The following is a 23,620-nucleotide window of genomic DNA, read 5'->3' on the forward strand; positions in this document are numbered from 1 at the left end:
CGCACCCACCGCACGACGACCAGGAGTTGGGACGATGACGCGAGCGACCGGCAGCGCCGGTGCCCCCGGGTACGGCTTCGTCGGGCTCGGGGTGATGGGGCAGCCCATGGCGCTCAACCTCGCCCGGGCCGGCACCCCGCTCGTCGTCTGGAACCGGACGCCCGAGCGGGCGGAGGCGCTGCGGGCGGCCGGGGCGCGGGTGGCGGCGAGCGTCGAGGAGGTCTTCGCCCAGGCCCGTGTCGTGTTCGTCATGCTCGTCGACGAGGCGGTCACGGACGCGGTCCTGGGCCGGGGCGGCCCGGAGTTCGCGAAGCTGGTCGCCGACCGGGTCGTGGTGTCGACGGGCTCGACGGCACCGGAGTACGCGCGGGGACTCGCCGCCGACATCGAGGCCGCCGGCGGCCGTTTCGTCGAGGCCCCGGTCTCCGGGTCGCGCAAGCCGGCCGAGGCGGGCGAACTGGTCGCGATGCTCGGCGGCGACCCGGACACCGTGGCGGAGGTACGGCCGCTGCTCGCCCCCATGTGCCGGGAGACCGTCCACTGCGGTCCGGCCGGGTCCGGCGTCCTCATGAAACTGGCCGTCAACCTGTACCTGGACACGACGCTCGCGGCACTGGCCGAGGCCGTCCACTTCGCCCAGCGGCAGGGGCTGGACCTGGAGACCTTCCGCGCCGTCGTCGACTCCGGCCAGCTGGGCAGCGGCATCACCAAGGTCAAGATCCCGATGCTCGCGGCCCACGACTTCACGGTGCAGGCCGCCACCGCCGACGCCTACGCCAACACCCGGCTCATCGCCGACGCGGCCCGCGCGGCCGGGATCGCCACGCCCCTGCTCGACCTCAGCAGCGAGCTGTACGGCGAGAGCGTACGGCTGGGCAACGCCCGCCTCGACATGTCCTCGGTCCTCACCGCGATCGAGACCCGCACGGACACCGCGCCGCCGCCGGCCGCCGACTAGGCTCCGGGGCATGCGGATCTCCGTCTCCTCCGACATGGACGAACCCGTCGCCCGCCTCCTCGTCGAGGAGTTGCGCCGCCGCGGCCACGACGTGCGCACGTACGGCGCCGTGGAACCCGGCGCCGACCCGCGGTGGGCCGTCTGCTCGGAGGCGGCCGCCCGTGACGTCGCCGCCGGCGCCGCGGACCAGGCCGTGGTGTGCTGCTGGACCGGCACCGGCGCCTCGATCGCCGCCAACAAGGTGCCCGGCGTGCGCGCCGCCCTGTGCACCGACGCCTACACCGCCGACGGCGCCCGCCGCTGGAACGACGCCAACGTCCTCGCCCTCGGCCTGCGCCTGACCTCGCAGCCGGTGCTCAAGGAGATCCTCGACGCCTGGTTCTCGGCCACGCCGAGTCAGGACGCCGAGGACCTCGGGAACGTGGCCCACGTCGGTCGCCTCGACGCGGCCCACGGGACCCTTTAGGCAGGGTCCGGGGTCAGTGGGCGCCGAGCCCGCCGCCGCCGAACGAGCCGCTGGAACCCTTGCTCCAGCGTGGCCGGTCCTTCGACGTGCTCGGCCTGGTCTGCTGGTTGCTGAGTTCGTACGGGGTGAGCGGGCGGCCGCCCTTGGGCATCAGCGGGATCTCCTCCGACTCGCGGTTCTCCCGGATCTCGTGCACAGCACCCTCCGGCGGCAGCTTCGGCTGCTCCTCGGGACGCGGCCGGGGCGACTCGCGGTACTTGACCCGGTTGCCCAGCCAGAAGCCCCCGGCGAGCATCGCCAGCACGGCCACGGCCACCACGAAGAGCGCGAGACTCAGTAGGCCGCTGGGAGCGGCCAGCTGCATCGGTTCCGTACTCATAGCAAAGGAATACCCCACCCACATCGGTACGAACCGGACGCAATCGGTGACTGATCGCGCACGTGGGGCGACAGCAGGGGAAAGCCGGGGCTGGGGAGGGGACGGCTGGGGAGGAGGGCGGCTGGGCGTCAGTGCGCATCGTCGGGTACGGAGACCGGGCAGAGGAGGCAGCGGACGTCGACCACGCCCTCCACGGCGCGGGCCAGCCGTTCGGCGACCGGCGCCGGTTCCGGGCTGTCGATCCAGCCGGTCAGGGTGACGACCCCCTCGGTGACCTCGACCCGGATGTGGTCGGCGGAGAGCGGGAACAGGCGGTCGACGACCTCCCGGCGCACCTCCTCGGTCAGTTCCTCGTCCGCACGCAGGAACACCTTCAGCAGGTCCGACCGGCTGACGATGCCCCTGAGCACGCCCGCGCCGTCGACGACGGGCAGTCGCTTGACCCCGCGCCGGGCCATGACACGCGCGGCCTCCGCCACGGTGGCGTCGGCGTGCACGGTCACCGCGGGCGCGTTCATCAGCTCCCCGGCGGTCACCCCGACGGCCTTGGCCGGGTCGGCGGGCCGTTCCCGCCCGACGAACAGGTCAGGGTCGCGGTCCCCGAAGCCCTCCTTGAACAACAGGTCGGCCTCGGACACGACGCCGATCACCCTGCCCTCGCCCGCCAGCACGGGCAGAGCACTGACCTTCCACCGGTCCATCAGCGTGACGACGTCCTTGAACGGGGCGTCGCGGCCCACGGCCACGGGGTTGCGGGTCATCACGTCGCCGACGGTGTGCGGGCTGCCGTGCATGGTCGCCTCCTCGGATCCCGCCGATCACGAGAGGGCGGGAAGGACGCCATCCGCTTCTCGCGGATCCTGATTGCGCGGTGCGCGACCGTGGCCGGCCGCTTCCCCGCGTCACTGCGGGTCCTTCCCGTCACCTCCAGCACACCACGGGAACGCCCACGCCACCAGGGCCCACCGGCACGGAATTCACCGCGCCTCCCAGGCGCGGCGGCCGGCGGACCGTGTCATGCCGCCGGCCGCACTTCTCTGGCGGTGCGGCCGCCCGTCGCGCAGCGTGGAAGAGGGGCCTGCCGAACGCCCGAGGAGAGCGCGAGGAGAGCCCGAGGAGAGGTGGAACGCATGGACAGGGATGTCACCGAGCGCCGGATCGTGGTCGGCGTCGACGGATCACCGTCCTCGTACGCGGCCCTGCGCTGGGCCCTGCGGTACGCCGGCCTCGTGGACGGCGTCGTGGAGGCGGTCGCCGTGTGGGAACTGCCGGGGCTGTACGGATGGTCGGGGCCCGCCGTGGACATGGACCTCGACGCGGAGGAGGCCCGGGACCGGATGCGACAGGAGCTGACCGACGTGCTCGGCGCGGACGCGGCCGGCATGGTCCGTTCCCACCTGGTGCACGGCAACACCACCGACGTCCTGCTGCGGGCCGCGGAGGGCGCCGAGGCCCTGGTCGTCGGAAGCCGCGGCCGGGGCGGGTTCGCCCGCGCGCTGCTCGGTTCCGTCAGCCAGCAGGTGTCCCAGCACGCCACCTGCCCGGTCGTGATCATCCGTGCGGAGGCGGAACAGGGCTGATCCGTGTCCGACGGCACGCGGCGTTTGCCCGCGTCGCGTGCTGGTTACCCGGGCTGCATGACTTGGACGTCTTCTCAACAGGACCTGTACCGGTTCCTGGAAGACCGGTTCGCGTGCGCGCAGGCCTGCACGGAGTGCGCCCGGATGTGCGCGCTGCGTGCGGGGGTGCTGGACCCGGGCGGGGCCGCCGACGCCGAGGCGGACCGGTTGCGCCGCACCGGCATCATGTGCGCCGAGGTGTGCGACGCCACCTGCCGCGCACTGACCGAGGAGACCGACCGGGACGCGGACGGTCTGCGCGTCCAGCTGGAGTGGTGCCGCACCGTCTGCCTCGACTGCGCCCGGGCCTTCGACGCCCGGCCGGGCGCCGAGCCGAGCGCGGCCGCCTGCCGGGCGTGCGCCGCGGCCTGCACGGACTTCATTGTGGCGCTCGGCTGACACCGGCCCCCGCTGAGTTCCGGACGGAGGCGGGCCGGCCGGCGAGAACCGCTGACCCGATGGCTGGCATCGCCGATACGCGTTTCCGCCGCCCCGCCGGGCTGCCTAGCGTGACCTGAGCAGCGCCGCGACCCCGACCTCCCGTGTGCGACCAGAGGAGCACCTTCATGAGCCAGCCGCCCCGCCGGATCGTCACCGGTCACGACGAGACGGGCACCTCCGTGTTCCTCTCCGACGGCGAGCCGCCCGTCATCCACACCGCGCCCGACGGCGCCGCCTTCTACGAGATGTGGAACACCGACTCCGTACCGGCCCCCGTCGCGGCGGACGAGCCCGAGCCCACGGAGCGCGACCTGACCGTGCCACCGGCCCCGGGCGGTACCAAGATCCGTGTCAACGAGTTCCCGCCGGGCTGTGTCTCCCCGACCCACCGGACCCAGACCGTGGACTACGGCATCGTCCTGGCCGGCGAGGTCGTCCTCGTCCTCGACGACTCCGAGCGGGTGCTGCGCGCCGGGGACGTGGTGATCCAGCGCGGCACCGACCACCGCTGGGAGAACCGCACGGACACGGCGGCCCGGATGGCGTTCGTCCTGGTGGACGGCGTCTTCACCGAGCCGCTGCTGAAGGTCCTGGGACCCGGGGTGCTCGGCTCCCTGCACGGCAGTCCGCTGGCGCCCGGACAGTCCTGACCCGGGTCGCTACGGTCCGCCGCCATTCCCAATTTCTGGAACACGTTCTACGGTGTGCGCCGTCAGGACCGCCCTTGGGGAGCCTGGAGGCGCCGTGCACCTCGACCACACGCCCGAGCAGCAGCGGCTGCGCAGCGAACTGCGTGCCTACTTCGCCGGCCTGGTGCCGGACAACGCGTACGCCCGCTACGCCGACCCGGCCGCGCAGAAACGCTTCTACCGGGAGACCGTCCGCCGGCTGGGCACCGACGGCTGGCTCGGGGTGGGCTGGCCGAAGGAGTACGGCGGCCGCGGCCTGACCGCGATGGAACAGTTCATCTTCTTCGACGAGGCCGCCCAGGCCGGCGTACCGCTCCCGCTCATGGCGCTGAACACCGTCGGCCCGACGATCATGCGGTACGGCACCGACGAGCAGAAGTCGTACTTCCTGCCCCGCATCCTGTCCGGCGAGATCGACTTCGCCATCGGCTACAGCGAGCCCGACGCCGGCACCGACCTCGCCGCCCTGAAGACCCGGGCCGTACGCGACGGCGACGAGTACGTCGTCAACGGCCAGAAGATCTGGACGACGAACGGCGACACCGCCGACTGGGTCTGGCTCGCCACCCGCACCGACCCCGAGGCCCCGCCGCACAAGGGCATCACCATGCTCCTGGTGCCGACCACCGACCCCGGCTACTCCTGCACCGTCATCAACACCCTCGCCTCGCACGACACCACGGCCAGCTACTACGAGAACATCCGCGTCCCGGTCTCCCGCCGGGTTGGCGAGGAGAACCACGGCTGGCGGCTGATCACCAACCAGCTCAACCACGAGCGCGTCACCCTCGCCGCCCACGGCACCATGGCCATCCGCGCCCTGCACGACGTGCAGCGCTGGGCCATGGAGACCAAGCTCGCCGACGGCCGCCGCGTCATCGACCTGCCCTGGGTGCGCCGCAACCTCGCCCGCACCCACACCCGCCTGGACGCCATGAAGCTCCTCAACTGGCAGATGGTGAGCGCCGTCCAGGAGGGCACCCTCACCCCGCAGGACGCCTCCGCCGTCAAGGTCTACGGCTCCGAGGCCCGCCGCGACGCCTACGCCTGGCTGATGGAGGTCGCCGGCGCGGCCGGGCCGCTCAAGGAGGGCTCGGCGGGCGCGGTCCTCCACGGCGACCTGGAACGCGGCTACCGCTCGGCGGTCATCTTCACCTTCGGCGGCGGCAACAACGAGATCCAGCGGGAGATCATCTCGTGGATAGGGCTGGGGATGCCACGGGTACGGCGTTAGCCCCCTGTGACCACAGACGTTAGTTGTCACATACCGAGGATAGTTGGCACCGTGATTCTGTGGGATCAGGATGACGGCCGAGCCGTGATGCGGCAGTTGGCACTTCGCCGCGAGCACTGGAAACGCCGTCGACTGCGACTTCGCGGCGATGGCGGCTCCAACTCAAGATCGAGAACTTACCGCCTGCCAGGCTGAAGTTCTCCGCTGGCGCCGCGTCCGAGGTTGCCCGTGGGCGTACACCATCGGCAGCGGCCGTTCTGGCGGGGATCTTGGAGATGCCGTTCGCGGACTCGAGGGCGGTGGATGACTGAGCCCTGCTGCCCTCTCGTCAGGTGACGTCCTCGAAGCGGGTGTGCGCATCGATCAGTTGGTGCAGGGGGCGGGCCGGCTCGCGATAGCGCGGCAACGTGGGCGGGCCCCATCCCTGGTAGGGCGGCAGCTCCGGCTTGGCACCGGCCGGGCGGGCGATCTCCTTGGGCTCGACAGCGACGATGTAGGACCAGCCGCGTTCCTCCAGGGCCAGGCGGAAGCAGACACTGCGGCCGTATCCGCAGTCGGCCACAATCACCGGCACCGACGGAAGCCAACCCGCCAGCCTCTCCAGCAGCCCCAGGGTCAGGCGGGGCTTGGGCACATGCCCCACCTCATCGGGCACGCCCGCAGCCGTGCGACGCCGTGTGTCGTGCGCCCGTTCCTCGGGTAGGAACAATTCCCATTCCAGTGGGCAGGAGGCGGTATCCGTGGCCGCATGCACACTGACGGCGACCTGGCAGGTTGCCCGATTCCCCAGTGCCCCGCAGTACTGCCGGGCCACCCCCACCGACGCCCGCCCGCACTTGGGAAACGCGACGTCGTCGATGACCCACACCTCGGGCTTGACGACCTGGACCAGCCGCTCGGCGATCCGCCGCCGCACCGGTGTCCACTGCCACGGCGACTGGTTGACGAACTGCTCCAGGGCCTGCATGTTCCCGTCCGGCAGCCGCTGCGCCATCGGCTGGATCGACTTGCGCCGGCCGTCCAGCATCAGCCCCCGCAGATAGCAATCGCTCTACATCGCAGGCATCTTTCTTTGGTCCGCACGATGATCCAAACGAAAGTCCCTAGGTGCGACTGGGCCAGCCGGAAGGCGACGTGGGGAGTGTCTGCGAGGTGACAGTGGACATGTCCGGCAGGCCGTTTTGTCACGCCTCGGCAAACCTGGCAAAAGGAAGTGATGACTGTGTCGGGCACTTCTTGCTCCGTGCCGCGTCCGCCGAGCACGCACCTGGTCACCGGGAATGCCTCGAAGCGCGGTGAACTCCAGCCTCTGGCGGGCCGCGGACCGGGTCCGCTCCGCTCGGGGCGTGCGTCGGCGCTACGGGGCGGTGGGACGCGGGGCGGGTGAGGGCGAAGAGGTAGCCGCGTTCGTCGTCGAGACGCAGGGCGTGGGGGACGGAGGGACGGCTTCGGAGAGGTGCGGGTGGCGGCCCGGCTCCAGGCGGGTGTAGTGGGTGGTGACACACGCCAGGGGCGCGACCTCCTCACGGCTTGGGCACCCGGCGCGCCCCGCGCCCGGTGGCAGTCCGGCGGTGTTCGGGGTGAGGAGGGGGCGACGGGAGCGGAGAAAGTCGCCGAGTTCGCCGTTGTACCCCATTCCTCAGGTAGTTGGAGGCGCGTGGGACTGTGTGCGGTGCGAGGTTGGCCCAGACGACGCTCAGGTGGCCGGTGCGGTAGAGGGCGGGGCCGTCGTCCCCCGGACCACGAGGTGTGGAGCCACCACCTGTTCCCCGGTACCGGTGTCGCGACCGTCCAGGCGTGCGATGGCCCGGTCCACGGCGAGGTGGGCGAGGCGGGGGATGTCCTGCCCGACGGTGGTGAGGTCGATATGGGCCAGGCGGGCCAGATGGCTGTCGTCGAAGCCGACGACGGAGATGGCGCCGGGGACGGGAATGCCGCTGCGGAGGAAGACATCGAGGACACCGGTCGCGCAGCGGTCGTTGAAGGCGAGGACCGCGGTGGGGCGCGGGTGGGAGGCGGCGAGAACCTGGGCGGCCTCGGCGCCCTCTGCCTCGGTGAGGCCCCCGGGCACGACGCGGATGTGCTCGGTGAGACCGTGGCGGCTCATGGCGGTGCGGTAGCCGCGTCGCCGGTCGGCTGCGCCGGGTGCCTTGCCGCCGTCGATGTGGGCGATGGCACGGTGGCCCAGCGCCACGAGGTGGTCGACCGCCTGGCGGGCGCCCTTGTCGTCGGCGGTCCGTACGACCTCCAGGCCGGGGACGGGTGGCCGCAGGTGGCGGGCCACAGAGACGACCGGCAATTGCCCGGCGAGCTCCGTCAGCCGTGAGGCGGGGGCCTGTGGGCCTAGCAGGATCAGCGCCTCGCAGCGGTCGTCGAGCAGGGTTTCGACGGCACGCTGCTCACCCCGTTCGGCGGTCACGGCGCTCAGCGCGATCTGGTATCCGGCTGGTTCGGCGGTGGCGTAGATGCCCTCCACCAGGTCGGCGTGGAAGGGATGTTGGAGGCCGAACTGCACGCCGAGCAGGTGGGAGCGGTGGCTGCGCAGCAGTCTCGCCCGGGCGTCCGGGCGGTAGCCGATCTCCCGCGCGGCCTCCAGGACACGCTCGCGGGTGGCGGCGCTGGCCCCCTTCGCCCCGCGCATCACGATGGAGGCCAGCGCGGTGGACACGCCTGCCCGCGTCGCCAGGTCGGCGAGCGTCGGCCGCTTCCCGTCCGGGACCGCCGGGGTCGCAGGCATCCTGTCCTCTCCTGGTCGGTCTCGTCTGCTGGGGACCGATTGTAGAACGTTCCATGTGGGCGTTGCTTCAGGAGGGGGCTCGGCAACGGCACGGTGACGTGAGAGGTACGACCCTGGCGGCGGCCGCTCGGGCTGGAGAAGGCGCCGCCGAGTCGGCGTCGTGTGCTCGGTGCTACGGCCGCACTGTCACCGGGCTCTCCCTGACGTCACCCACGCTGACCGCACCGCCCGTGGCGATCGAACCGATCGAGGCGAGGGCGATGCCCAGCGCGGCCCGAGCGTCCTCGCCGGTCACCGACGGAGCACGCTTGTCCCGGACGCTGTCGGTGAACTCGGCCAGTTCGGCAACGTAGGCCGCGTGGAAGAGATCCTGGTCGTAGCTGACGCACTCGGCGGCAGCGCCGGCCACACCGTAGGACGTGAGGTGGCTGCTGCGCAGGTCACCCAGGGTGAGCATGCCGGTCGAGCCCTTGACCTCACCGCGGACGTCATAGCCGTACACCGCCTGGAAGTTGGCCTCCGCCGTGGCGATGGCGCCGTTGTCGAAGCGGATCGTCACCACGGCCGTGTCGAGCAGTCCGTGTTCCTTGAAGTCGGGCCGGACCAGGGCGTCGGCCATGGCGAAGACCTCGACGGGCTCTGAGCCGGGGTTGAGGTAGCGCAGGACGTCGAAGTCGTGGATGAGCGTCTCCAGGAAGATCGTCCATGGCGGGATGCGCGACGGGTCGTGCAGGTTGGGGTCCCGGGTGAGGGAACGCAGCAGCTGCGGGGTACCGATGTCACCGGCGGTGATCTTCTCGTGGGCGGCGCGGAAGCCGACGTCGAAGCGGCGGTTGAAGCCCACCTGGAGCACCACGCCCGCCTCATGTGCGGCGGTGATGGCGCGGTCGGCTTCGTCGAGGGTGACGGCCATCGGCTTCTCGCAGAAGACCGACTTGCCGGCGCGTGCTGCGGCCTCGATGAGTCCGGCGTGGGTACGGGCGGGCGTGACGATCACGACCGCCTCGATCTCGGGGTCGTCGAGCAGGTCACCGATCTCCGTGTACGTCTTGGGGCAGCCGAGACGATCGGCCAGAGCCTTCGCGGCCCCGGGTGCGGGATCGGCAATGGCGGCCAGCCGTACCCCGGGGAGGCGGCGGGCCAGGGTCTCGGCGTGGAAGGAGCCCATGCGTCCGGCGCCGATGAGGCCGACCGCGAGGGACTGGGGGGAGGTCATGGCACATACTCCGTGATCTACGTCGTGGCTTCGGTGGTGGCGGCTGCCGTGGTGCGCGGACGCGAGGGCGGGGCAGATGTCCCGCGGTCGCTCCTGTCAGACGGTGAAGGCGGCCCGGAAGCGTTCCAGAGCGGCCTCGCTGTCGCTGGATGCCCATGCCTCCATGGCGACGGTGCCGTCGTAGCCGATGTCTGCGAGGGTGCGGGCGACGGCCGGGTAGTTGATCTCTCCCGTGCCGGGTTCGCAGCGGCCCGGCACGTCCGCCACCTGGATCTCACCGATGAGTCCCGCGCCGTGGGCGCGGCGCACCAGCTCGATCAGATTTCCCTCGCCGATCTGGGCGTGGTACAGGTCCAGGTTCATGCGCAGACCGGGCCGGTTCACGGCGGCAACCAGCGCCAGGGTGTCGGCAGCCTTCGCGAAGGGCACCCCGGGGTGATCGACGGCGGTGTTGAGATTCTCCAGGGTGAAAATGACCCCGGCGTTCTCGCCGAGCTCGGCGATCCGGGTGAGTGTGCGGTGCGCGGCCATCCACATCGCGCCGGTGGGCTCCCCGGGTACCGGCACCACGGGCAGCCCCTGGCCGTCCAGACCGGTTCCGTGGAGGTTCAGGCGAGTGCAGCCCAGGTGCTCGGCCGCCTTGAGTGACTCCTCGGCCGTGCGCAGCAGTTCGGCGGCGCCGTCGTCCTCGGTGAGGCTGCCGCTCACGTACCCCGTCATCGAGACGATCTCGGCGGACGAGCGGGCGAGGGCATCGAGATCGTGGTTCGTCCAGTCCCAGATCTCGACCTGGAAACCGGCCTCGTGGATACGCCGTGCCCGCTCCTCGATCGGAAGGTCGCGGAAGACCATCTCCGCACAGACCGCCAGTGCGTACATCGTGGTTCTCCTCATCTCCGGACGACCGGGAACTAGAACGTTCTATATACTCTGACCAGTACGCCAGTCACCATGAGCCGCTGTCAAGTGTCGGGTGGCCATGAAGCCTGTAACGTTCTAGCAATCTCGCGCGGAAGCCGTCAGCACCGCGTAGAAGCCCGCCACGGCGCGTCAACTGCGCCGGGGGTCCCCATGGGCCGGCCACCGCGCGAGCCGGTGGCTTGGTTACTCGGGGGCTCTGCTCGGCCGCTCGTCGGCAGGGAGCGTCAGCCTCGGGCGTCGGGTGCCGGTCAGGCCGCAGCCGGCCAGGTGCTCGCGCGTGCTGACGGCGATGGGCAGCGGCACCTCGGGTGCGCAGGGGTAGAGGTCTTGTTCGACGATGACGAACAGCTCGGCGTCGAGGGTGGCGAGTGCGGTGACGATGTCGGCGGGGTTGGGCACGCCGGCGGGCGGGGAGACGCACACCCCGCGCTTGACGGCCTCGCCGAAGGAGAGGTTTTCGGCGGCGACCCGGGCCAGGACGGCGGGGTCCATCTGCTTGATGTGGACGTAGCCGACGCGTTCGCCGAAGCGGCGGATGAGGTCGAGGTTGTCGCCGCCGCCGTAGGCGACGTGGCCGGTGTCCAGGCAGAGGTTGGTGTAGCGGGGGTCGGACTCGTTCAGCAGCCGTTCGATCTCGGGCTGGGTCTGGATGTGGCTGTCGGCGTGCGGATGGATGACGAGGCGTACGTCGTATTCGTCGAGCAGCAGCTTGCCGAGCCGGTCGGCGGCCCTGCCGAAGCCCGCCCACTGTTCGGCGGTCAGCTCGGGCGACTCGGTGAACGCGCCCGTCTTCTCGTCCCGGTACATGGGCGGGATGAAGACGAGGTGGTGGGCGCCGGCGGCGGCGGTCAGGCCGGCGATCTGCCGGAGGTGGGCGAGCATGTCGTCCCAGGCCTCGGGGCGGTGCAGCGCACCGAAGACGGTGCCGCCGGAGACCTGCAGGCCGCGGGCGTCGAGTTCGTCCTTGAGGCGCTGTGGGTCGGTGGGGAGGTAGCCGTAGGGGCCGAGCTCCAGCCACTCGTAGCCGGCCTGGGCGAGTTCGTCGAGGAAGCGGGTGTACGGCACCTGGTGCTCGTCCTCGGGGAACCAGACGCCCCACGAGTCGGGGGCCGAGCCCAGGCAGAGGTTGCCCGCAGTGGTGCGGAAGGGAGGTGGCGCCGTTGCCATGGTGTGTCCTTCGGAGTGCGGCACGGAAACTCAGTTGGAGGTGGGGAAGTTGAAGCCCGCGCTGACCTGCTGCTTGGGCTGGGGCCAGCGAGTGGTGACGACCTTGGGGCGGGTGTAGAAGCGGATGCCTTCGGGGCCGTGGATGGGGGAGTCGCCGATGAGGGAGTCCTTCCAGCCGCCGAAGGAGTAGTAGGACATCGGGACGGGCACCGGTACGTTGATGCCGATCATGCCGACCTTGATGTGGCGCTGGAAGCGGCGGGCTGCTTCGCCGGAGGCGGTGAACAGGGCGGTGCCGTTGCCGTAGGGGTTGGCGTTGATGAGGTCGATGGCCTCGTCCAGGGTCTCGACTCGGAGGATCGCCAGCACCGGGCCGAAGAGTTCCTCCTTGTACGCTGCCATCTCGGTGGTGACGTGGTCCAGGAGGGAGGGGCCGGTGAAGAAGCCCTCGGCGTAGGCGGGGTCGTCGAGCTTGAGACCGCGGCCGTCGACGACGACGGTGGCGCCCTGGGTGGCGGCGACGCCGACCGCGCTCTCGACGCGCTCCTGGGCGGCCTTGGTGACCAGCGGCCCCATCTCGGTGCCGGGCTGGTCGCCGGGGCCGACCTTCACCTCGCGGGCCTTGCGCTCCAGCACCTGCACGAGTCCGTCGGCGGCGTCGCCGACGGCGACGGCGACCGAGACGGCCATGCAGCGCTCGCCGGCAGAGCCGTAGGCGCCGGCGGTGATGTGGTTGGCGGCGAACTCGAGGTCGGCGTCGGGCAGGACGACGGCGTGGTTCTTGGCGCCGCCCAGGGCCTGGACGCGCTTGCCGTGCGCGGTGGCCTGTTCGTGCACGTACTTGGCGATCGGCGTCGACCCGACGAAGGAGACGGCCTCGATGCCGGGGTGGGTGAGGATCGCGTCGACCGCGTCCTTGCCACCGTGCACCACGTTGAAGACACCGTCGGGCAGTCCGGCCTTCTTGTACAGCTCGGCGACGAAGTTCGCGGCCGACGGGTCGCGCTCACTCGGCTTCAGGATGAAGGTGTTGCCGGTGGCGATGGCCATGGGGTGCATCCACAGCGGCACCATCGCGGGGAAGTTGAACGGGGTGATGCCGGCGACGACGCCGAGGGGCTGGCGGAAGTTGTGCACATCCACGCCACGCGAGACCTGGTCGGAGAAGGAGCCCTTGAGGATGTCGCCGAGGCCGCAGGCGAACTCGACGACCTCGCGGCCCCGGGTGATCTCGCCGCGGGCGTCGTCGACGGTCTTGCCGTGCTCGGCGGAGATGATCCTGCCCAGCTCCTCCTCGTGCTCGAGGAGCAGCTGGCGGAAGGCGAACATCACCTGCGTGCGCTGGGTGAGCGACGATTCCGACCAGGTCTCGAAGGCGGCAGAGGCAGCCTGGACGGCGGCGTCCACGTCGGCCGCGCCGCCGAGGACGACCTGGGCCTGCTCGGCACCGGTGGCCGGATTGAAGACCGGCTGGGTGGCTGTGGCGGTGCCCTGGACGGGAGCGCCGATGATCCAGTGCTGGATGGTGGTCACGGTGCGGGTTTCCTTTGCGGGGACGGGACTTACAGGTAGTGGCGCTGGTTCTGCTTCTGAGCGGCGTACATCTCGTAAGCGGAGCGCGTGGTGTCGAGGGCGGAGGTCTGGCTGACGGGGACGTCCCACCAGCCGTGGCCAGGCGGGTTGGGGCCGTAGAGGTCGGTCTCGACGTGGACGACGGTCATGCGGGTGGCGGCCTTGGCCTTCTCCATCGCCGCCCGGAACTCCTCCACCGACGTGGCGTGCAGGACGTCCGCGCCGAGGGAGGAGGCGTTGGCGGCGAGGTCGACCGGGAGGACGTCGCCATCCAGTAGGCCCGAATCGCCGTCGCGGAAGCGGTACTTGGTGCCGAAGCGCTGGCTGCCGAGTGACTCCGACAGCGAACCGATCGACGCGAAGCCGTGGTTCTGGACAAGCACGATGATGACCTTCAGTCCCTCGGAGACCATGGTGACGATCTCCTGGGCCATCATCAGGTACGAGCCGTCGCCGACCAGCACGACGACCTCGCGGGTCGGGTCGGCCATCTTGGCACCGGCACCGGCGGCGACCTCATATCCCATGCAGGAATAGGCGTATTCGACGTGGTAAGCCTTCGGGTCTCTGGCGCGCCACAGCTGCTGCAGGTCGCCGGGCATGGAGCCGGCAGCGTTGATGACCACGTCACGGTCGCCGAGGACCTCGTTCAGGGCGCCGAGGATCTGCGTCTGGGCGGGCAGATCACCGGTGTTCCGCTCGGGAGCAAAGCACTCGTCCTCGATCTGCCGCGTCCGGGCGATCAGCCGGCGGATGTGACGGCGGTAGGTCTCCTCGACCTCCCAGCCGTCCAGCGCTCCGGCGAGGGCCTGGATGCCGAGCCGGGCGTCGGCGACCAACGGCTCCGCCGAGTGCTTGACGGCGTCCAGGCGGGCCACGTTGAGGTTGACGAAGGCGACGTCCGGATTGCCGAAGCCGGTGTGGCTGGCGGTGGTGAAGTCGGAGTAGCGGGTGCCGATGCCGAGCACCACGTCCGCCTCGCGGGCGAGTTCGTTGGCGGCATACGAGCCGGTGGAGCCGATGCCGCCGGCGGCGTAGGGGTGGTCCCAGGGGACGGCGCCCTTGCCGGCGTGGGTGTCGGCGACCGGGACCCCGGTGGCTTCGGCGAACGCGCGCAGCACGGTCTCCGCACCGGAGTACACGGCCCCGCCGCCCGCCACGATCAGCGGCTTTCGGGCATTGCGCAGCAGACGGGCGGCCCGCTCGACGGCGGCCGCCTCCGGCACCGGGCGGCCCACGTGCCACACCCGCCGCCGGAAGAACGACAGCGGCCAGTCGTACGCCTCGGCCTGCACGTCCTGCGGCAACGCGAGGGTGACGGCACCTGTCTCGACCGGGTCGGTCAGCACCCGCATGGCCGCAAGGGCGGCCGGGATGAGCTGCTCGGGCCGCGAGATGCGGTCGAAGTACTTCGATACGGCGCGGAAGGCGTCGTTGACGGTGACGTCCCCGCCGTGGGTGTCCTCCAGCTGCTGCAGCACCGGGTCGGCGGCGCGGGTGGCGAACATGTCAGAGGGCAGCAGCAGGACCGGCAGCCGGTTCGTGGTGGCCAGCGCCGCGCCGGTGATCATGTTCGTCGAACCCGGCCCGGTGGAGGCCGTGCAGGCGAAGGTGGCCAGCCGGTCGCGCATCTTGGCGTAGGCCACTGAGGCGTGGACCATGCCCTGCTCGTTGCGAGCGAGGTAGTAGGGCAGGTCGGCCTCGCCGGTCGTGGCCGCCTGCAGCAGCGCCTGGCCGATGCCGGCCACGTTGCCGTGCCCGAAGATGCCCCACACGCCGGGGATGAGGCGCTGCTCCTGGCCGTCGCGCTCGCTGTACTGGTTCGCCAGGAAACGCACCAGGGCCTGAGCGGTGGTCAGTCTGATCGTGTTCATCAGTGGTTCTCCTCGGCCGCGAACGGCAGCCGGTCATCGATGTCCTGGGCGTCCCAGGTCGAACGCACCCAGCCATGGGCGGGGTCGTCGCAGATCAGCCAGGCACGGTCTGGGCCGGGGCCGGCCATGACGTTGAGGTAGTACAGGTCGTAGCCGGGCGCGGCGATGGACGGCCCGTGCCAGCCGTGCGGGATCAGCACCGTGTCCCCGGAACGCACCTCGGCCAGCACGTCGATCGGCTGCTCGGCGGTCCCGTACAGCCGCTGGTAGCCGAAGCCGTTCTCGCCGCCGGAGACCTCGAAGTAATAGATCTCTTCCAGCTCCGACTCCTGGCCGGGCCGGGCCTGGTCGTGCTTGTGCGGCGGATACGACGACCAGTTGCCGCCGGGTGTGAGGACCTCGCAGACCAGCAGCTGCTCGGCCTCGAAGGTGCCCGGCAGGCAGTAGTTGTTCACCTGCCTTGAGCAGGCCCCGGCACCGCGCAGCTCCACGGGCACGTTCTCCTTGGACCCGTACCGGGCGGAGAGTGAGCTCCGCCCGGTACGGGCGCTGGGCAGTGCGAACCGGCCGCCGGCCGCACTGCTGATCAGGGCCTCCGACTCGCGGGGGAGGTAGGCGAAGTCGGTGACCGAGGCGAACACGCCTGTCCGACCGGTGAGTTCGAAGACGCTGCCGTCCGTGGTGACGGTGCAGGAGCCCGTCAGCGGCAGGACCAGGAACTCGGAGTCGCCGGTGGACACGGCGTGTGCCTCGCCCGGCTTGAGGGGTCAGGATCCTCAGGCCGGAGTATCCCCAGCCCGCCGACTCCGGCGTGACCAGGAGATCATAGGGGCCATCGGAAGAAGTCCCCGTCGGCAGGTGGTACTTGCTCACAGCAGGCTCACCGCCTTGTCCACCGCACCGGCGACGTCACCGTTCGAGGGGTAGAGCAGAGACCGGCCCACGACGAGCCCCTGCGCGGTCGGCTGCTTGAGCGCCTTGCCCCATGAGGCGAAGGCCGCGTCCGCGTCCTTGACCTCGCCGCCCAGCAGCAGCGACGGGAGGGTGGAAGAGGCCAGCACCCGTCCCATGTCCTCCACCACCGGAAGCTTGAGCCAGGTGTAGGCGGTACGCCGGCCGAGCCCCGAGGCGATGGTGACGGACTTGACGACGGCATCGGTGGACAGATCGTTGCGGATCTTCCCGTCCTGCCAGGCGGACAGGAACGGCTCGACCATCGCGATGAGCTGACGGTCATTGAGCTCGTCGATCGCTCGGGCACTGTTCTCCAGGGCGGCCGGTGTGGCGGGGTCGCCCAGCGCGATGCGGGTGAGCATCTTGCCGCCGTCGAAGCCCATCGCGGCGATCGTGGCGGCGTCGTAGCCGGTGAACCGGTCATCGATCTCGAACACCGACCCGGCCAGGCCCGCCCTGTTCATGGAGCCGAAGACGCTCTTACCGTCCAGCACGCCGAGCAGCAGCAGGTCCTCGAGGATGTCCGCGGTTCCCAGGACACCGGTCACGCCGGGCCGTTCCAGCGCGATGCACAGGCGCTCCAGCAGTTCGAACCGGTCCGCCATCGCATTCGGGTCCCCGCCGACGCCGTTGGCGCCGCGGGCAGGGTGGTCGGCGGCGATGATCATCGCCTTGCCGTGCTCGCCGAGCAGGGAGGGAGCCTTCACCCGGCGCGCAGCGGCGGCCGCGACGGCGCCGGGGTCGCCCACCCGGGCGTTCACGATCCGGCTCACATTCTCGGACAGCACGTCGTCACACCTCTTGCTGGGAGTCGTTGGTGGATGTTCCGGCCGCCTCGCCGAGCTTGGCGTCGACCTCGGCCTCGGTCGGCATCGCGTCGGAGCAGGAAAGTCGGCTCGCGACAATGGCGCCGGCGGCGTTGGCGAAGATCACGGTGCGGCGGGTGTCCCAGCCCGACAGCAGGCCGTGGCACAGCGCGCCGCCGAAGGCGTCTCCGGCGCCGAGCCCGTTGACGACCTCCACCGGAACCGGCGGGATCTCGGCGGTAGCACCGTCCCGGTCCATGGCCAGGACCCCCTTGGGGCCCTGCTTGACTATGGCCAGCTCCACTCCGGCGGCCAGTAGCGCCTTCGCCGCCGCATACGGCTCACGCTCACCGGTAGCCACCTCGCACTCGTCAAGATTGCCCACAGCAACCGTCGTGTGCCGCAGGGCCTGCGCGTAGAACCCGCGCGCCTGGTCCGGGTCGGCCCAGAACATCGGCCGCCAGTCCAGGTCGAAGACCGTCGTCCCCGCCTTGGCCCGGTGAGCGAGAGCGGCCAACGTGGCCGAGCGGCTCGGCTCCTCGCTGAGCCCGGTACCTGTCACCCAGAGGACCGCCGCGTCCCGTACTGCCCCCAGGTCCAGCTCACCAGCGGTGATGTCCAGGTCGGGGGCCTTCGGGAGCCGGTAGAAGTACAGCGGGAAGTCATCCGGTGGGAAGATCTCGCAGAAGGTCACCGGCGTCGGTGCGATGTCCGACGTACCGACGAACCGGCTGTCGACGCCGTAGCTCTCCAGTGCCTGCCGGACGAAGTCCCCGAACGGGTCCCTGCCCGTCTTTGTGATCACAGCCGAGGAGTGCCCGTACCGGGACGCGGCCACCGCCACATTGGTCGGGCTACCCCCGAGATACTTGCCGAACGAGGTGACCTCCGCCAGCCCCACGCCGGTCTGAAGTGGATAGACATCCACTCCCACGCGGCCAATGGTCAGCACTTCGAACGGCATGACACTGATTTCCCTTCGCTCCGGAGACTCCGGGGGTGGAGAGGTGGACTTGGCGTCTAAGCCGGTTGCGCCCGTCGGTGGCGGAGACGTGTGGGCCGGGCTGGCCGCCACGGTTGTCAGGAGGCGGCTTCCTTGGTGACTGCCACGGGTGCGGTGAGGTCGGCCTCTTCGGGGAGTTCCTCGACGTCGACGCCGCGGACCTGGGACAACTCGTGCTTGAGCGCGGCGAGTTCGGCGCCGCCCGCCATGTGGTTGGTCAGCTCCTCGAGCGTGATCTGGCTGCGCTCGGCGGAGAGTTCCATCGTGCCCAGGCGCAGCACGCTGAAGTGGTCGCCGACCATGTAGGCGTGGTGCGGGTTGTGGGTGATGAAGATGACCCCGAGTCCGCGGTCGCGGGCGGCGGCCACGTACTTGAGGACGACACCGGACTGCTTGACGCCCAGGGCGGCGGTGGGTTCGTCCAGGATCAGGACGCGGGCGCCGAAGTAGACGGCGCGGGCGATGGCCACGCACTGGCGCTGACCGCCGGAGAGGGTGCCGATGGGCTGTTCGAGGTCGTCCAGGACGATGCCCATCTCGCGCAGTTCGTGGTCGGCGGTCTTCTTCATCCTCTCGATGTCCAGGCGGCGCAACGGCCAGGGGCCCTTGGTCATCTCGGAGCCCAGGAAGAAGTTGCGCCACACCGGCATCAGCGGGACCACGGCGAGGTCCTGGTAGACGGTCGCGATGCCCTTGTCCAACGCCTCGCGCGGGGTGGAGAAGCGCACCGGTTCGCCGTCGACGAGGAACTCGCCCTCGGTGTGCTGGTGCAGTCCGGAGATGATCTTGATGAGAGTGGACTTGCCGGCGCCGTTGTCGCCGAGCACACAGGTCACCTGGCCGGGATGCACCGTCAGGCTCACCCCGTGCAGGGCACGGATGTTGCCGTACGCCTTGCCCGCGTTGCGCAGTTCGACGACCGGGGAGTCCTTTTCGGGGGCCCTGTCCGCGAGGACAGCGCCGTGGGTGCCGGTTTCGTTGGTTGTCATTCGGGTCACCTCCGGGTCGCTGTGCGCTGGACCCACAGATTGATCAGGACGGCGCCAAGGAGCATCACGCCGAGGAAGGCCTTGAACCAGTCGGGGTTCCAGCCGGCGTAGACGATGCCCTGCTGCACCATGCCGAACATGAACGCGCCGAAGACCGGGCCGATCGCCGAGCCGTAGCCGCCGGTCAGCAGGCAGCCGCCGATCACCGCGCCGGAGATGTAGATCAGCTCGATGCCGACGCCCTCGCCGGACTGCACGGTGTTGAACGAGAACAGTTGGTGCATGCCGACGAACCAGGCGCCGACGCCGACCAGCATGAACAGCGAGATCTTCGTGAAGGCGACCGGAACGCCGACCGCGCGGGCCGACTCCTTGTTGCCGCCGACCGCGAAGATCCAGTTGCCGTACTTGGTGCGCAGCAGCACCCAGGTGGCGATCGCCGCGAACAGCAGCCACCAGAAGACGGTGATCTTCACCTGGACGCCGCCGATGTCGAAGCTGGAGGCGAAGACCTTCTTGGCCTGGTCGAAGCCGTCCATGGTGCTGATGTCGTCGGTGGCGACGTTGCCGGTGACCAGCTTGGTCACCGCGAGGTTGACCCCTTGCAGGATCAGAAAGCTGCCCAGGGTGACCAGGAAGCTCGGCAGTCCGGTCTTGACGACCATCCAGCCGTTGAAGAAGCCGATCGCCAGCGACACGATCAGGGCGGCGATGACGCCGACCCAGACGTTCATGCTCAGCTGGTAGGCGGTCATGCTCGCGGTCAGCGCCGAGGTGATCACCCCGACGCCGGCCGACAGGTCGAACTCGCCGCCGATCATCAGCAGTGCCACCGGGACGGTCACGATGCCCAGGGTGGAGGACTGGTAGAGGATGTTCGCCATCGAGCTGGCGTCGCGCACCGGCGGCGCCGCGATCAGGAAGAACACGTAGACGGCCACGGCACCGAGGAAGACGCCCACGTCGGGGCGGGCCAACAGCCTTACGATCATGGACCGTTCGGCGGTGCGCCCGTCGGTGTCCTTGGGGCCGGGGGCCGGCGGTGTGGTCACCGCCGGCTCGGCGTGCTGGGTCATGCTCGTCACCGGGTTCCCTTTGCGGCGAAGGCGGCGACCTTGTCGACGTTGGACTTGTCGACGAAGGCAGGGCCGGTCAGCACGGGCTGCTCACCGCCGCCGCTGTAGTTGCCGTTGTTCTTGTAGAGCCACAGCGCGTCGACGGCCAGGTAGCCCTGGAGGTAGGGCTGCTGGTCGACGGCGAACTGGATGGAGTTCTCCTGGATGGCCTTGATGAGGTCCTTGTTGAGGTCGAAGGTGGCGACCTTCGCCTTGCTGCCGGCGTCCGAGACCGACTGCGTGGCGGTCAGCGCGATCGGCGCGGCAAGCGTGACCACCTCGTCGATGGACTTGTCTGCCGAGAGCTTGGCGGTGATCGTCGACTTCACCGACGGCATGTCGGTTCCGTTGACGTAGAGGACGTCGGTCTTGCCGGAGAAGGTCTTCTTCACGCCGTCGCAGCGCTGGGTCAGGGCGATGTTGCCCTGTTCCTGGACGACGCAGACGGCGTGCTTGGCACCGATGTCACTGAGCTTCCTGCCGAAGGCCTCGCCCGCCACGCTCTCGTCCTGGCCGAAGTACTCCAGGAGGCCCAGACTCTTCCACTGGCTCAGGCCGGCGTTGAGGCCGGTCACGGGTATGCCGGCCTGCTCCGCCTTGGCCAGGACGGACTTCATGGCGTCCGGCTTGGCCAGCGTGACGGCAATGCCGTCGACCTTCTGGTCGATCGCGTTCTGCACCAGGTTGGCCTGGTTGCCCGCGTTGGGGTCGGCGGAGTAGATGAGCTTGATGTTGTCCTTGGCCGCGGCGGCCTCGGCGCCCTTGCGGACGGTGTCCCAGAAGGTGTCGCCGGGGGCCTGGTGGGTGACCAGCGCGACGGTCATGCGGGGAGTGGTGGCCTTGCCCGCCGACGCGCCGTTCGCGGTCTCCTCGGACTTCTTGCCGCCTGAGCTGCTGGAGCAGCCGGTGGCGAGAAGAGCGCCGGTGAGAACGGCGGCGGCCAGTGCGGCGGCTCTGTGGTGTCTGTGCATGTCCCTTGCACCTCGCTGTGCTGATCAGGGTGGGAATGGGGTTCCGGCCTCGGGAGGGCCGCGCCCGGCCGAGTGACGCGGGCGAGCGGTTGATGAGAACGCCGTGTGCGGCGGAACGTGTCGTCTGCGGCAGCCATCGGGTGTGTGCGGCTCGGCAGCCTCTAGAACGTGCTACTAGTACGTTCTAGATGCCCGTACTATCGAATGCCCTGTCGGCGGTGTCAAGAGGTTTGTCAGGACGTATCGACAACATGGACTGCCTGGCCGCCGACGTGATCTCGAGGATGTCGGGCGTGCGCTCCTCTTCATGCCGCTCGATCCGGCGTCCGGAAAGGACCGCGCTGACGGACGAAGCGTCAGTGGTGAACCTGATCGGCCATCTCGTCGAGCGCCGACTGAAGCTGTCCCCCACTCTGACCCGGGATGTCGTGGTCCAGCGGAGCTACGGGTGCCGATGCCCAACGGGGTCGACCTGTCGGCCGATCTCCCGGCACCGCGATGCCTCCGATGACAACGGTGTCGGATCTTTCACGGACGGCGTCGCCAAGGTGGTTCAGCAGTGTGGTGCCCTCAACGGAGTACGAGGAGGCGCCGTCAAGGGTGACGATGCCGTACTCGTAGGTCTGGTCGGCGACTTCCGAGACATCTGAAATCACCCGGTAGCCAGCGGAGTGATTCACGGTCGCGCTGTCCTAGGAGGAGAGCGTCTGGGGCAGCGACAGCTTCTCCACGTGTGCCGGCCGTACCTGGAACATCACTTCGGCGCGGCTAACTGCAGGTGGTATCCGGTTATGACGCCCATTGCTCCAGCTCCGACAAGCAGCAGGTGGGGGACAGCGACGCGTCGTAGGGCACAGGTGTTCCTCTTTGTGGGTGAGAGGAAGAAACCCGGAGGCCAGCTCCGCGTGCGGCGCTGGCCTCCATGGCGGTTGGATTGACTTCAGAGGGTCATACGACGACGGTGCGGATCTGCTCACCCCGCCTCCAACGCTCGAATGGCGTCGTTCACCTCGTGCAGTGGTACGCGGCGCGTGACCATCGACGCGAGATCGAGGCGGCCTGTCTCCGCCAACTCCACGATCAGCGGAATGTCCCGCCGGGCCTGCGTACCGCCGTAGAGGCTGCCGCACAGCGGTTTGTCGTCCGAGGCCAGGGAAAGCGCGGGCATGGTGATCATCGCGTCGGCGGCCGACATTCCGACGAGGGCGACCGTCCCGCCGCGGCGGGCGGCGTCCCACGCCTGGGTGATGGTCGTGGGGTTGCCCACCACTTCGAAGGTGTGGTGGGCGCCGCGTCCGCCGGTGAGACGCCGGACTTCGTCGACCAGGTCGGCGCTCGTGGGGTCGATCGCGTCCGTCGCGCCGGAACCGAGCGCGGCCGACCGCTTGTTCTCCAGGGGATCGACAGCGATGATGCGGGCGGCACCGGCGATCCGCGCGCCTTGGATCACCGCCTGACCGACACCGCCGGAGCCGATGACCACGATGCTCGAAGCGGGCTTCACCTGAGCCGTGTTGAACACCGCCCCCAGGCCGTTGGTGATGGCGCATCCGATCAGCGCGAGCTGTTCGTCCGGCAGGTCCGTGGTCACGGGGACCACGCTTGCATCGTGCACGGTCATCGCCTCGGCGAAGGTGCCGAGGCCGACAAAGGCTGGAACCTCCGTGCCGTGGGTCCTTTTGACGCGCGGCGCCGAGGTCATGGCCATGCTGTTGTCGCAGAGGTGGGTCATGTCGCGGACGCAGTACCAGCAGGTGCCGCACACAGCGCCCACGGTGCCGATGACCCGGTCGCCGACGGCGACGGAGGTCACCTCGGAGCCGGTCTCCGGCGCCCTCGTGGCCGAGGACGAGGGGCAGTGGCATCGGCAGGTGGCCGCCCAGGACGGTGACGTCGGTGTGGCAGACCCCGCTGGCGCCGACTCGTACGACGATGTCGTGCGGGCCCGGTTTGCGGGGGTCGACCTCCTCGACCGACAGGTAGTGGCCGTCGGCGAGGCCAAGTGCAGTCAGCATCCGTGCTCTCTCCTCATGAACGCGAACAGGTTGAAGGGGCGGGGGTTGGTGATCCGACGGGTCGGCTATGCCGGAGGCACGACGGGCTTCATCTGGGACGCGGACTTCCGCGCCGAGGTGGTCCGGGTGGCAACCGAGGCCTCTGCGGGTGCCACGGAGCCGAACCGGCCTAGAAAAAAACTAGGCCCTGAGATGGCGCTGAAGGAGAAGCAGGCCGCAGCTCTCTCTGGGGAGTTGCTCATTCCCATGACGGCGGCGATCGGCGCGGCTCTGTCGGGCGGGGCCGACGAACAGGTGGCGGAGCAGTTCGACGTCGGCCTGCAATTCGCGGCCTGGCGTATGAATGCTTCAGGCGCTCGGAAAATCGCTCAGCGGACACGTCAGAAGCGAGCGGCGGGAATTCGACGTTAGTCGATCAGGATCCCGCGTCGGCGCTGAGAGCGATGCCCCCGGCGCCTCGGCGCGGATGTTTGCGATATCGACGTTGCGTGTGA

General features: G+C 69.9%; 23 protein-coding genes and 2 pseudogenes. 7 read left to right on the forward strand and 18 right to left on the reverse strand.

Annotated features, from left to right (window positions below; translation table 11 throughout):
• The first annotated feature begins 34 nt into the window (after positions 1-34).
• Positions 35-958, forward strand: coding sequence for an NAD(P)-dependent oxidoreductase (locus ACFY0P_RS24160; protein WP_388916687.1), 924 nt, complete (start codon positions 35-37; stop codon positions 956-958).
• A gap of 10 nt (positions 959-968) precedes the next feature.
• The gene (locus ACFY0P_RS24165) at positions 969-1,424 is read left to right on the forward strand and encodes an RpiB/LacA/LacB family sugar-phosphate isomerase (RefSeq protein WP_388916689.1); all 456 of its coding nucleotides are present in this window, start codon (positions 969-971) and stop codon (positions 1,422-1,424) included.
• Between the two features lie 13 nt (positions 1,425-1,437).
• On the opposite strand, the gene ACFY0P_RS24170 is transcribed toward ACFY0P_RS24165, so the two are convergent.
• Both ACFY0P_RS24170 and ACFY0P_RS24175 read right to left on the reverse strand, forming a co-directional pair.
• A complete protein-coding gene (locus ACFY0P_RS24170) occupies positions 1,438-1,803 on the reverse strand; it encodes a DUF6479 family protein (RefSeq protein ID WP_351956391.1) in 366 nt (121 codons plus the stop codon).
• Between the two features lie 128 nt (positions 1,804-1,931).
• Positions 1,932-2,597 (reverse strand): CBS domain-containing protein, encoded by a 666-nt coding sequence (locus ACFY0P_RS24175; protein ID WP_388916692.1) that lies wholly within the window; start codon positions 2,595-2,597, stop codon positions 1,932-1,934.
• A 336-nt stretch (positions 2,598-2,933) separates the two neighbouring features.
• Between ACFY0P_RS24175 and ACFY0P_RS24180 the strand changes: the two genes are divergently transcribed.
• The 4 genes from ACFY0P_RS24180 to ACFY0P_RS24195 all read left to right on the forward strand — a co-directional run bounded on the left by ACFY0P_RS24180 (position 2,934) and on the right by ACFY0P_RS24195 (position 5,786).
• The gene (locus tag ACFY0P_RS24180; RefSeq protein ID WP_388916695.1) at positions 2,934-3,383 is read left to right on the forward strand and encodes a universal stress protein; all 450 of its coding nucleotides are present in this window, start codon (positions 2,934-2,936) and stop codon (positions 3,381-3,383) included.
• A gap of 57 nt (positions 3,384-3,440) precedes the next feature.
• Entirely contained in the window at positions 3,441-3,821 is a 381-nt protein-coding gene (locus ACFY0P_RS24185; RefSeq protein ID WP_388916698.1) for a ferredoxin, read from the forward strand.
• Positions 3,822-3,988: 167 nt separating this feature from the next.
• Positions 3,989-4,513, forward strand: a complete 525-nt coding sequence (locus tag ACFY0P_RS24190) for a cupin domain-containing protein (RefSeq protein ID WP_388916701.1) — start codon at positions 3,989-3,991, stop codon at positions 4,511-4,513.
• Positions 4,514-4,607: 94 nt separating this feature from the next.
• Positions 4,608-5,786 (forward strand): acyl-CoA dehydrogenase family protein, encoded by a 1,179-nt coding sequence (locus tag ACFY0P_RS24195; RefSeq protein ID WP_388916704.1) that lies wholly within the window; start codon positions 4,608-4,610, stop codon positions 5,784-5,786.
• 328 nt (positions 5,787-6,114) lie between these two features.
• On the opposite strand, the gene ACFY0P_RS24200 is transcribed toward ACFY0P_RS24195, so the two are convergent.
• The 16 genes and pseudogenes from ACFY0P_RS24200 to ACFY0P_RS24275 form a co-directional block, all read right to left on the reverse strand.
• Complete coding sequence (locus tag ACFY0P_RS24200) at positions 6,115-6,825, reverse strand: IS701 family transposase (RefSeq protein ID WP_388917277.1); 711 nt, start codon at positions 6,823-6,825, stop codon at positions 6,115-6,117.
• Positions 6,826-7,482: 657 nt separating this feature from the next.
• Positions 7,483-8,523 (reverse strand): LacI family DNA-binding transcriptional regulator, encoded by a 1,041-nt coding sequence (locus ACFY0P_RS24205; RefSeq protein ID WP_217236390.1) that lies wholly within the window; start codon positions 8,521-8,523, stop codon positions 7,483-7,485.
• Positions 8,524-8,695: 172 nt separating this feature from the next.
• Entirely contained in the window at positions 8,696-9,739 is a 1,044-nt protein-coding gene (locus ACFY0P_RS24210) for a Gfo/Idh/MocA family oxidoreductase (RefSeq protein ID WP_359438483.1), read from the reverse strand.
• A 96-nt stretch (positions 9,740-9,835) separates the two neighbouring features.
• Positions 9,836-10,618 carry a TIM barrel protein gene (locus ACFY0P_RS24215; protein ID WP_388916708.1) on the reverse strand — a complete coding sequence of 261 codons (783 nt, stop codon included), beginning with the start codon at positions 10,616-10,618 and terminating at the stop codon, positions 9,836-9,838.
• Positions 10,619-10,843: 225 nt separating this feature from the next.
• The gene (locus ACFY0P_RS24220; protein WP_388916710.1) at positions 10,844-11,827 is read right to left on the reverse strand and encodes a TIM barrel protein; all 984 of its coding nucleotides are present in this window, start codon (positions 11,825-11,827) and stop codon (positions 10,844-10,846) included.
• Positions 11,828-11,857: 30 nt separating this feature from the next.
• A complete protein-coding gene (locus ACFY0P_RS24225) occupies positions 11,858-13,360 on the reverse strand; it encodes a CoA-acylating methylmalonate-semialdehyde dehydrogenase (protein WP_388916713.1) in 1,503 nt (500 codons plus the stop codon).
• 29 nt (positions 13,361-13,389) lie between these two features.
• Positions 13,390-15,273, reverse strand: a complete 1,884-nt coding sequence (gene iolD, locus ACFY0P_RS24230; protein WP_388916716.1) for a 3D-(3,5/4)-trihydroxycyclohexane-1,2-dione acylhydrolase (decyclizing) — start codon at positions 15,271-15,273, stop codon at positions 13,390-13,392.
• A pseudogene (iolB, locus tag ACFY0P_RS24235) lies at positions 15,273-16,146 on the reverse strand (5-deoxy-glucuronate isomerase). Before iolB ends, iolD begins: the two are co-directional and overlap by 1 nt.
• A complete protein-coding gene (locus ACFY0P_RS24240; RefSeq protein WP_388916718.1) occupies positions 16,143-17,015 on the reverse strand; it encodes an aldolase in 873 nt (290 codons plus the stop codon). Before ACFY0P_RS24240 ends, iolB begins: the two are co-directional and overlap by 4 nt.
• Positions 17,016-17,019: 4 nt before the next feature.
• Entirely contained in the window at positions 17,020-17,997 is a 978-nt protein-coding gene (gene iolC, locus ACFY0P_RS24245; protein WP_388916721.1) for a 5-dehydro-2-deoxygluconokinase, read from the reverse strand.
• A gap of 116 nt (positions 17,998-18,113) precedes the next feature.
• A complete protein-coding gene (locus tag ACFY0P_RS24250) occupies positions 18,114-19,025 on the reverse strand; it encodes an ATP-binding cassette domain-containing protein (RefSeq protein WP_109005518.1) in 912 nt (303 codons plus the stop codon).
• Positions 19,026-19,030: 5 nt separating this feature from the next.
• The gene (locus tag ACFY0P_RS24255; protein ID WP_351476785.1) at positions 19,031-20,101 is read right to left on the reverse strand and encodes an ABC transporter permease; all 1,071 of its coding nucleotides are present in this window, start codon (positions 20,099-20,101) and stop codon (positions 19,031-19,033) included.
• Positions 20,102-20,106: 5 nt separating this feature from the next.
• The gene (locus ACFY0P_RS24260; protein ID WP_388916724.1) at positions 20,107-21,111 is read right to left on the reverse strand and encodes a substrate-binding domain-containing protein; all 1,005 of its coding nucleotides are present in this window, start codon (positions 21,109-21,111) and stop codon (positions 20,107-20,109) included.
• A gap of 356 nt (positions 21,112-21,467) precedes the next feature.
• Positions 21,468-21,791 carry a hypothetical protein gene (locus tag ACFY0P_RS24265; RefSeq protein WP_388916727.1) on the reverse strand — a complete coding sequence of 108 codons (324 nt, stop codon included), beginning with the start codon at positions 21,789-21,791 and terminating at the stop codon, positions 21,468-21,470.
• 293 nt (positions 21,792-22,084) lie between these two features.
• A complete protein-coding gene (locus ACFY0P_RS24270) occupies positions 22,085-22,732 on the reverse strand; it encodes a zinc-binding dehydrogenase (protein ID WP_359438584.1) in 648 nt (215 codons plus the stop codon).
• A 27-nt stretch (positions 22,733-22,759) separates the two neighbouring features.
• A pseudogene (locus ACFY0P_RS24275) lies at positions 22,760-23,126 on the reverse strand (alcohol dehydrogenase catalytic domain-containing protein); the annotation flags it as partial.
• A gap of 15 nt (positions 23,127-23,141) precedes the next feature.
• On the opposite strand from ACFY0P_RS24275, the gene ACFY0P_RS24280 reads away from it, so the two are divergent.
• On the forward strand, positions 23,142-23,537 hold the full coding sequence (locus tag ACFY0P_RS24280) for a hypothetical protein (protein ID WP_388916730.1): 396 nt from the start codon (positions 23,142-23,144) through the stop codon (positions 23,535-23,537).
• The last annotated feature ends 83 nt before the right edge of the window (positions 23,538-23,620 follow it).

Source organism: Streptomyces sp. NPDC001714 (assembly GCF_042892755.1).
GTDB lineage: Bacteria > Actinomycetota > Actinomycetes > Streptomycetales > Streptomycetaceae > Streptomyces.

Coding starts and splice junctions, on each gene's coding strand:
- ACFY0P_RS24160 (WP_388916687.1), top strand. CDS start 35: ATGACGCGAGCGACCGGCAGCGCCGGTGCCCCCGGGTACGGCTTCGTC.
- ACFY0P_RS24165 (WP_388916689.1), top strand. CDS start 969: ATGCGGATCTCCGTCTCCTCCGACATGGACGAACCCGTCGCCCGCCTC.
- ACFY0P_RS24170 (WP_351956391.1), bottom strand. CDS start 1,803: ATGAGTACGGAACCGATGCAGCTGGCCGCTCCCAGCGGCCTACTGAGT.
- ACFY0P_RS24175 (WP_388916692.1), bottom strand. CDS start 2,597: ATGCACGGCAGCCCGCACACCGTCGGCGACGTGATGACCCGCAACCCC.
- ACFY0P_RS24180 (WP_388916695.1), top strand. CDS start 2,934: ATGGACAGGGATGTCACCGAGCGCCGGATCGTGGTCGGCGTCGACGGA.
- ACFY0P_RS24185 (WP_388916698.1), top strand. CDS start 3,441: ATGACTTGGACGTCTTCTCAACAGGACCTGTACCGGTTCCTGGAAGAC.
- ACFY0P_RS24190 (WP_388916701.1), top strand. CDS start 3,989: ATGAGCCAGCCGCCCCGCCGGATCGTCACCGGTCACGACGAGACGGGC.
- ACFY0P_RS24205 (WP_217236390.1), bottom strand. CDS start 8,523: ATGCCTGCGACCCCGGCGGTCCCGGACGGGAAGCGGCCGACGCTCGCC.
- ACFY0P_RS24210 (WP_359438483.1), bottom strand. CDS start 9,739: ATGACCTCCCCCCAGTCCCTCGCGGTCGGCCTCATCGGCGCCGGACGC.
- ACFY0P_RS24215 (WP_388916708.1), bottom strand. CDS start 10,618: ATGTACGCACTGGCGGTCTGTGCGGAGATGGTCTTCCGCGACCTTCCG.
- ACFY0P_RS24220 (WP_388916710.1), bottom strand. CDS start 11,827: ATGGCAACGGCGCCACCTCCCTTCCGCACCACTGCGGGCAACCTCTGC.
- iolD (WP_388916716.1), bottom strand. CDS start 15,273: ATGAACACGATCAGACTGACCACCGCTCAGGCCCTGGTGCGTTTCCTG.
- iolC (WP_388916721.1), bottom strand. CDS start 17,997: ATGCCGTTCGAAGTGCTGACCATTGGCCGCGTGGGAGTGGATGTCTAT.
- ACFY0P_RS24250 (WP_109005518.1), bottom strand. CDS start 19,025: ATGACAACCAACGAAACCGGCACCCACGGCGCTGTCCTCGCGGACAGG.
- ACFY0P_RS24255 (WP_351476785.1), bottom strand. CDS start 20,101: ATGACCCAGCACGCCGAGCCGGCGGTGACCACACCGCCGGCCCCCGGC.
- ACFY0P_RS24260 (WP_388916724.1), bottom strand. CDS start 21,111: ATGCACAGACACCACAGAGCCGCCGCACTGGCCGCCGCCGTTCTCACC.
- ACFY0P_RS24270 (WP_359438584.1), bottom strand. CDS start 22,732: ATGACCGTGCACGATGCAAGCGTGGTCCCCGTGACCACGGACCTGCCG.
- ACFY0P_RS24280 (WP_388916730.1), top strand. CDS start 23,142: ATGAACGCGAACAGGTTGAAGGGGCGGGGGTTGGTGATCCGACGGGTC.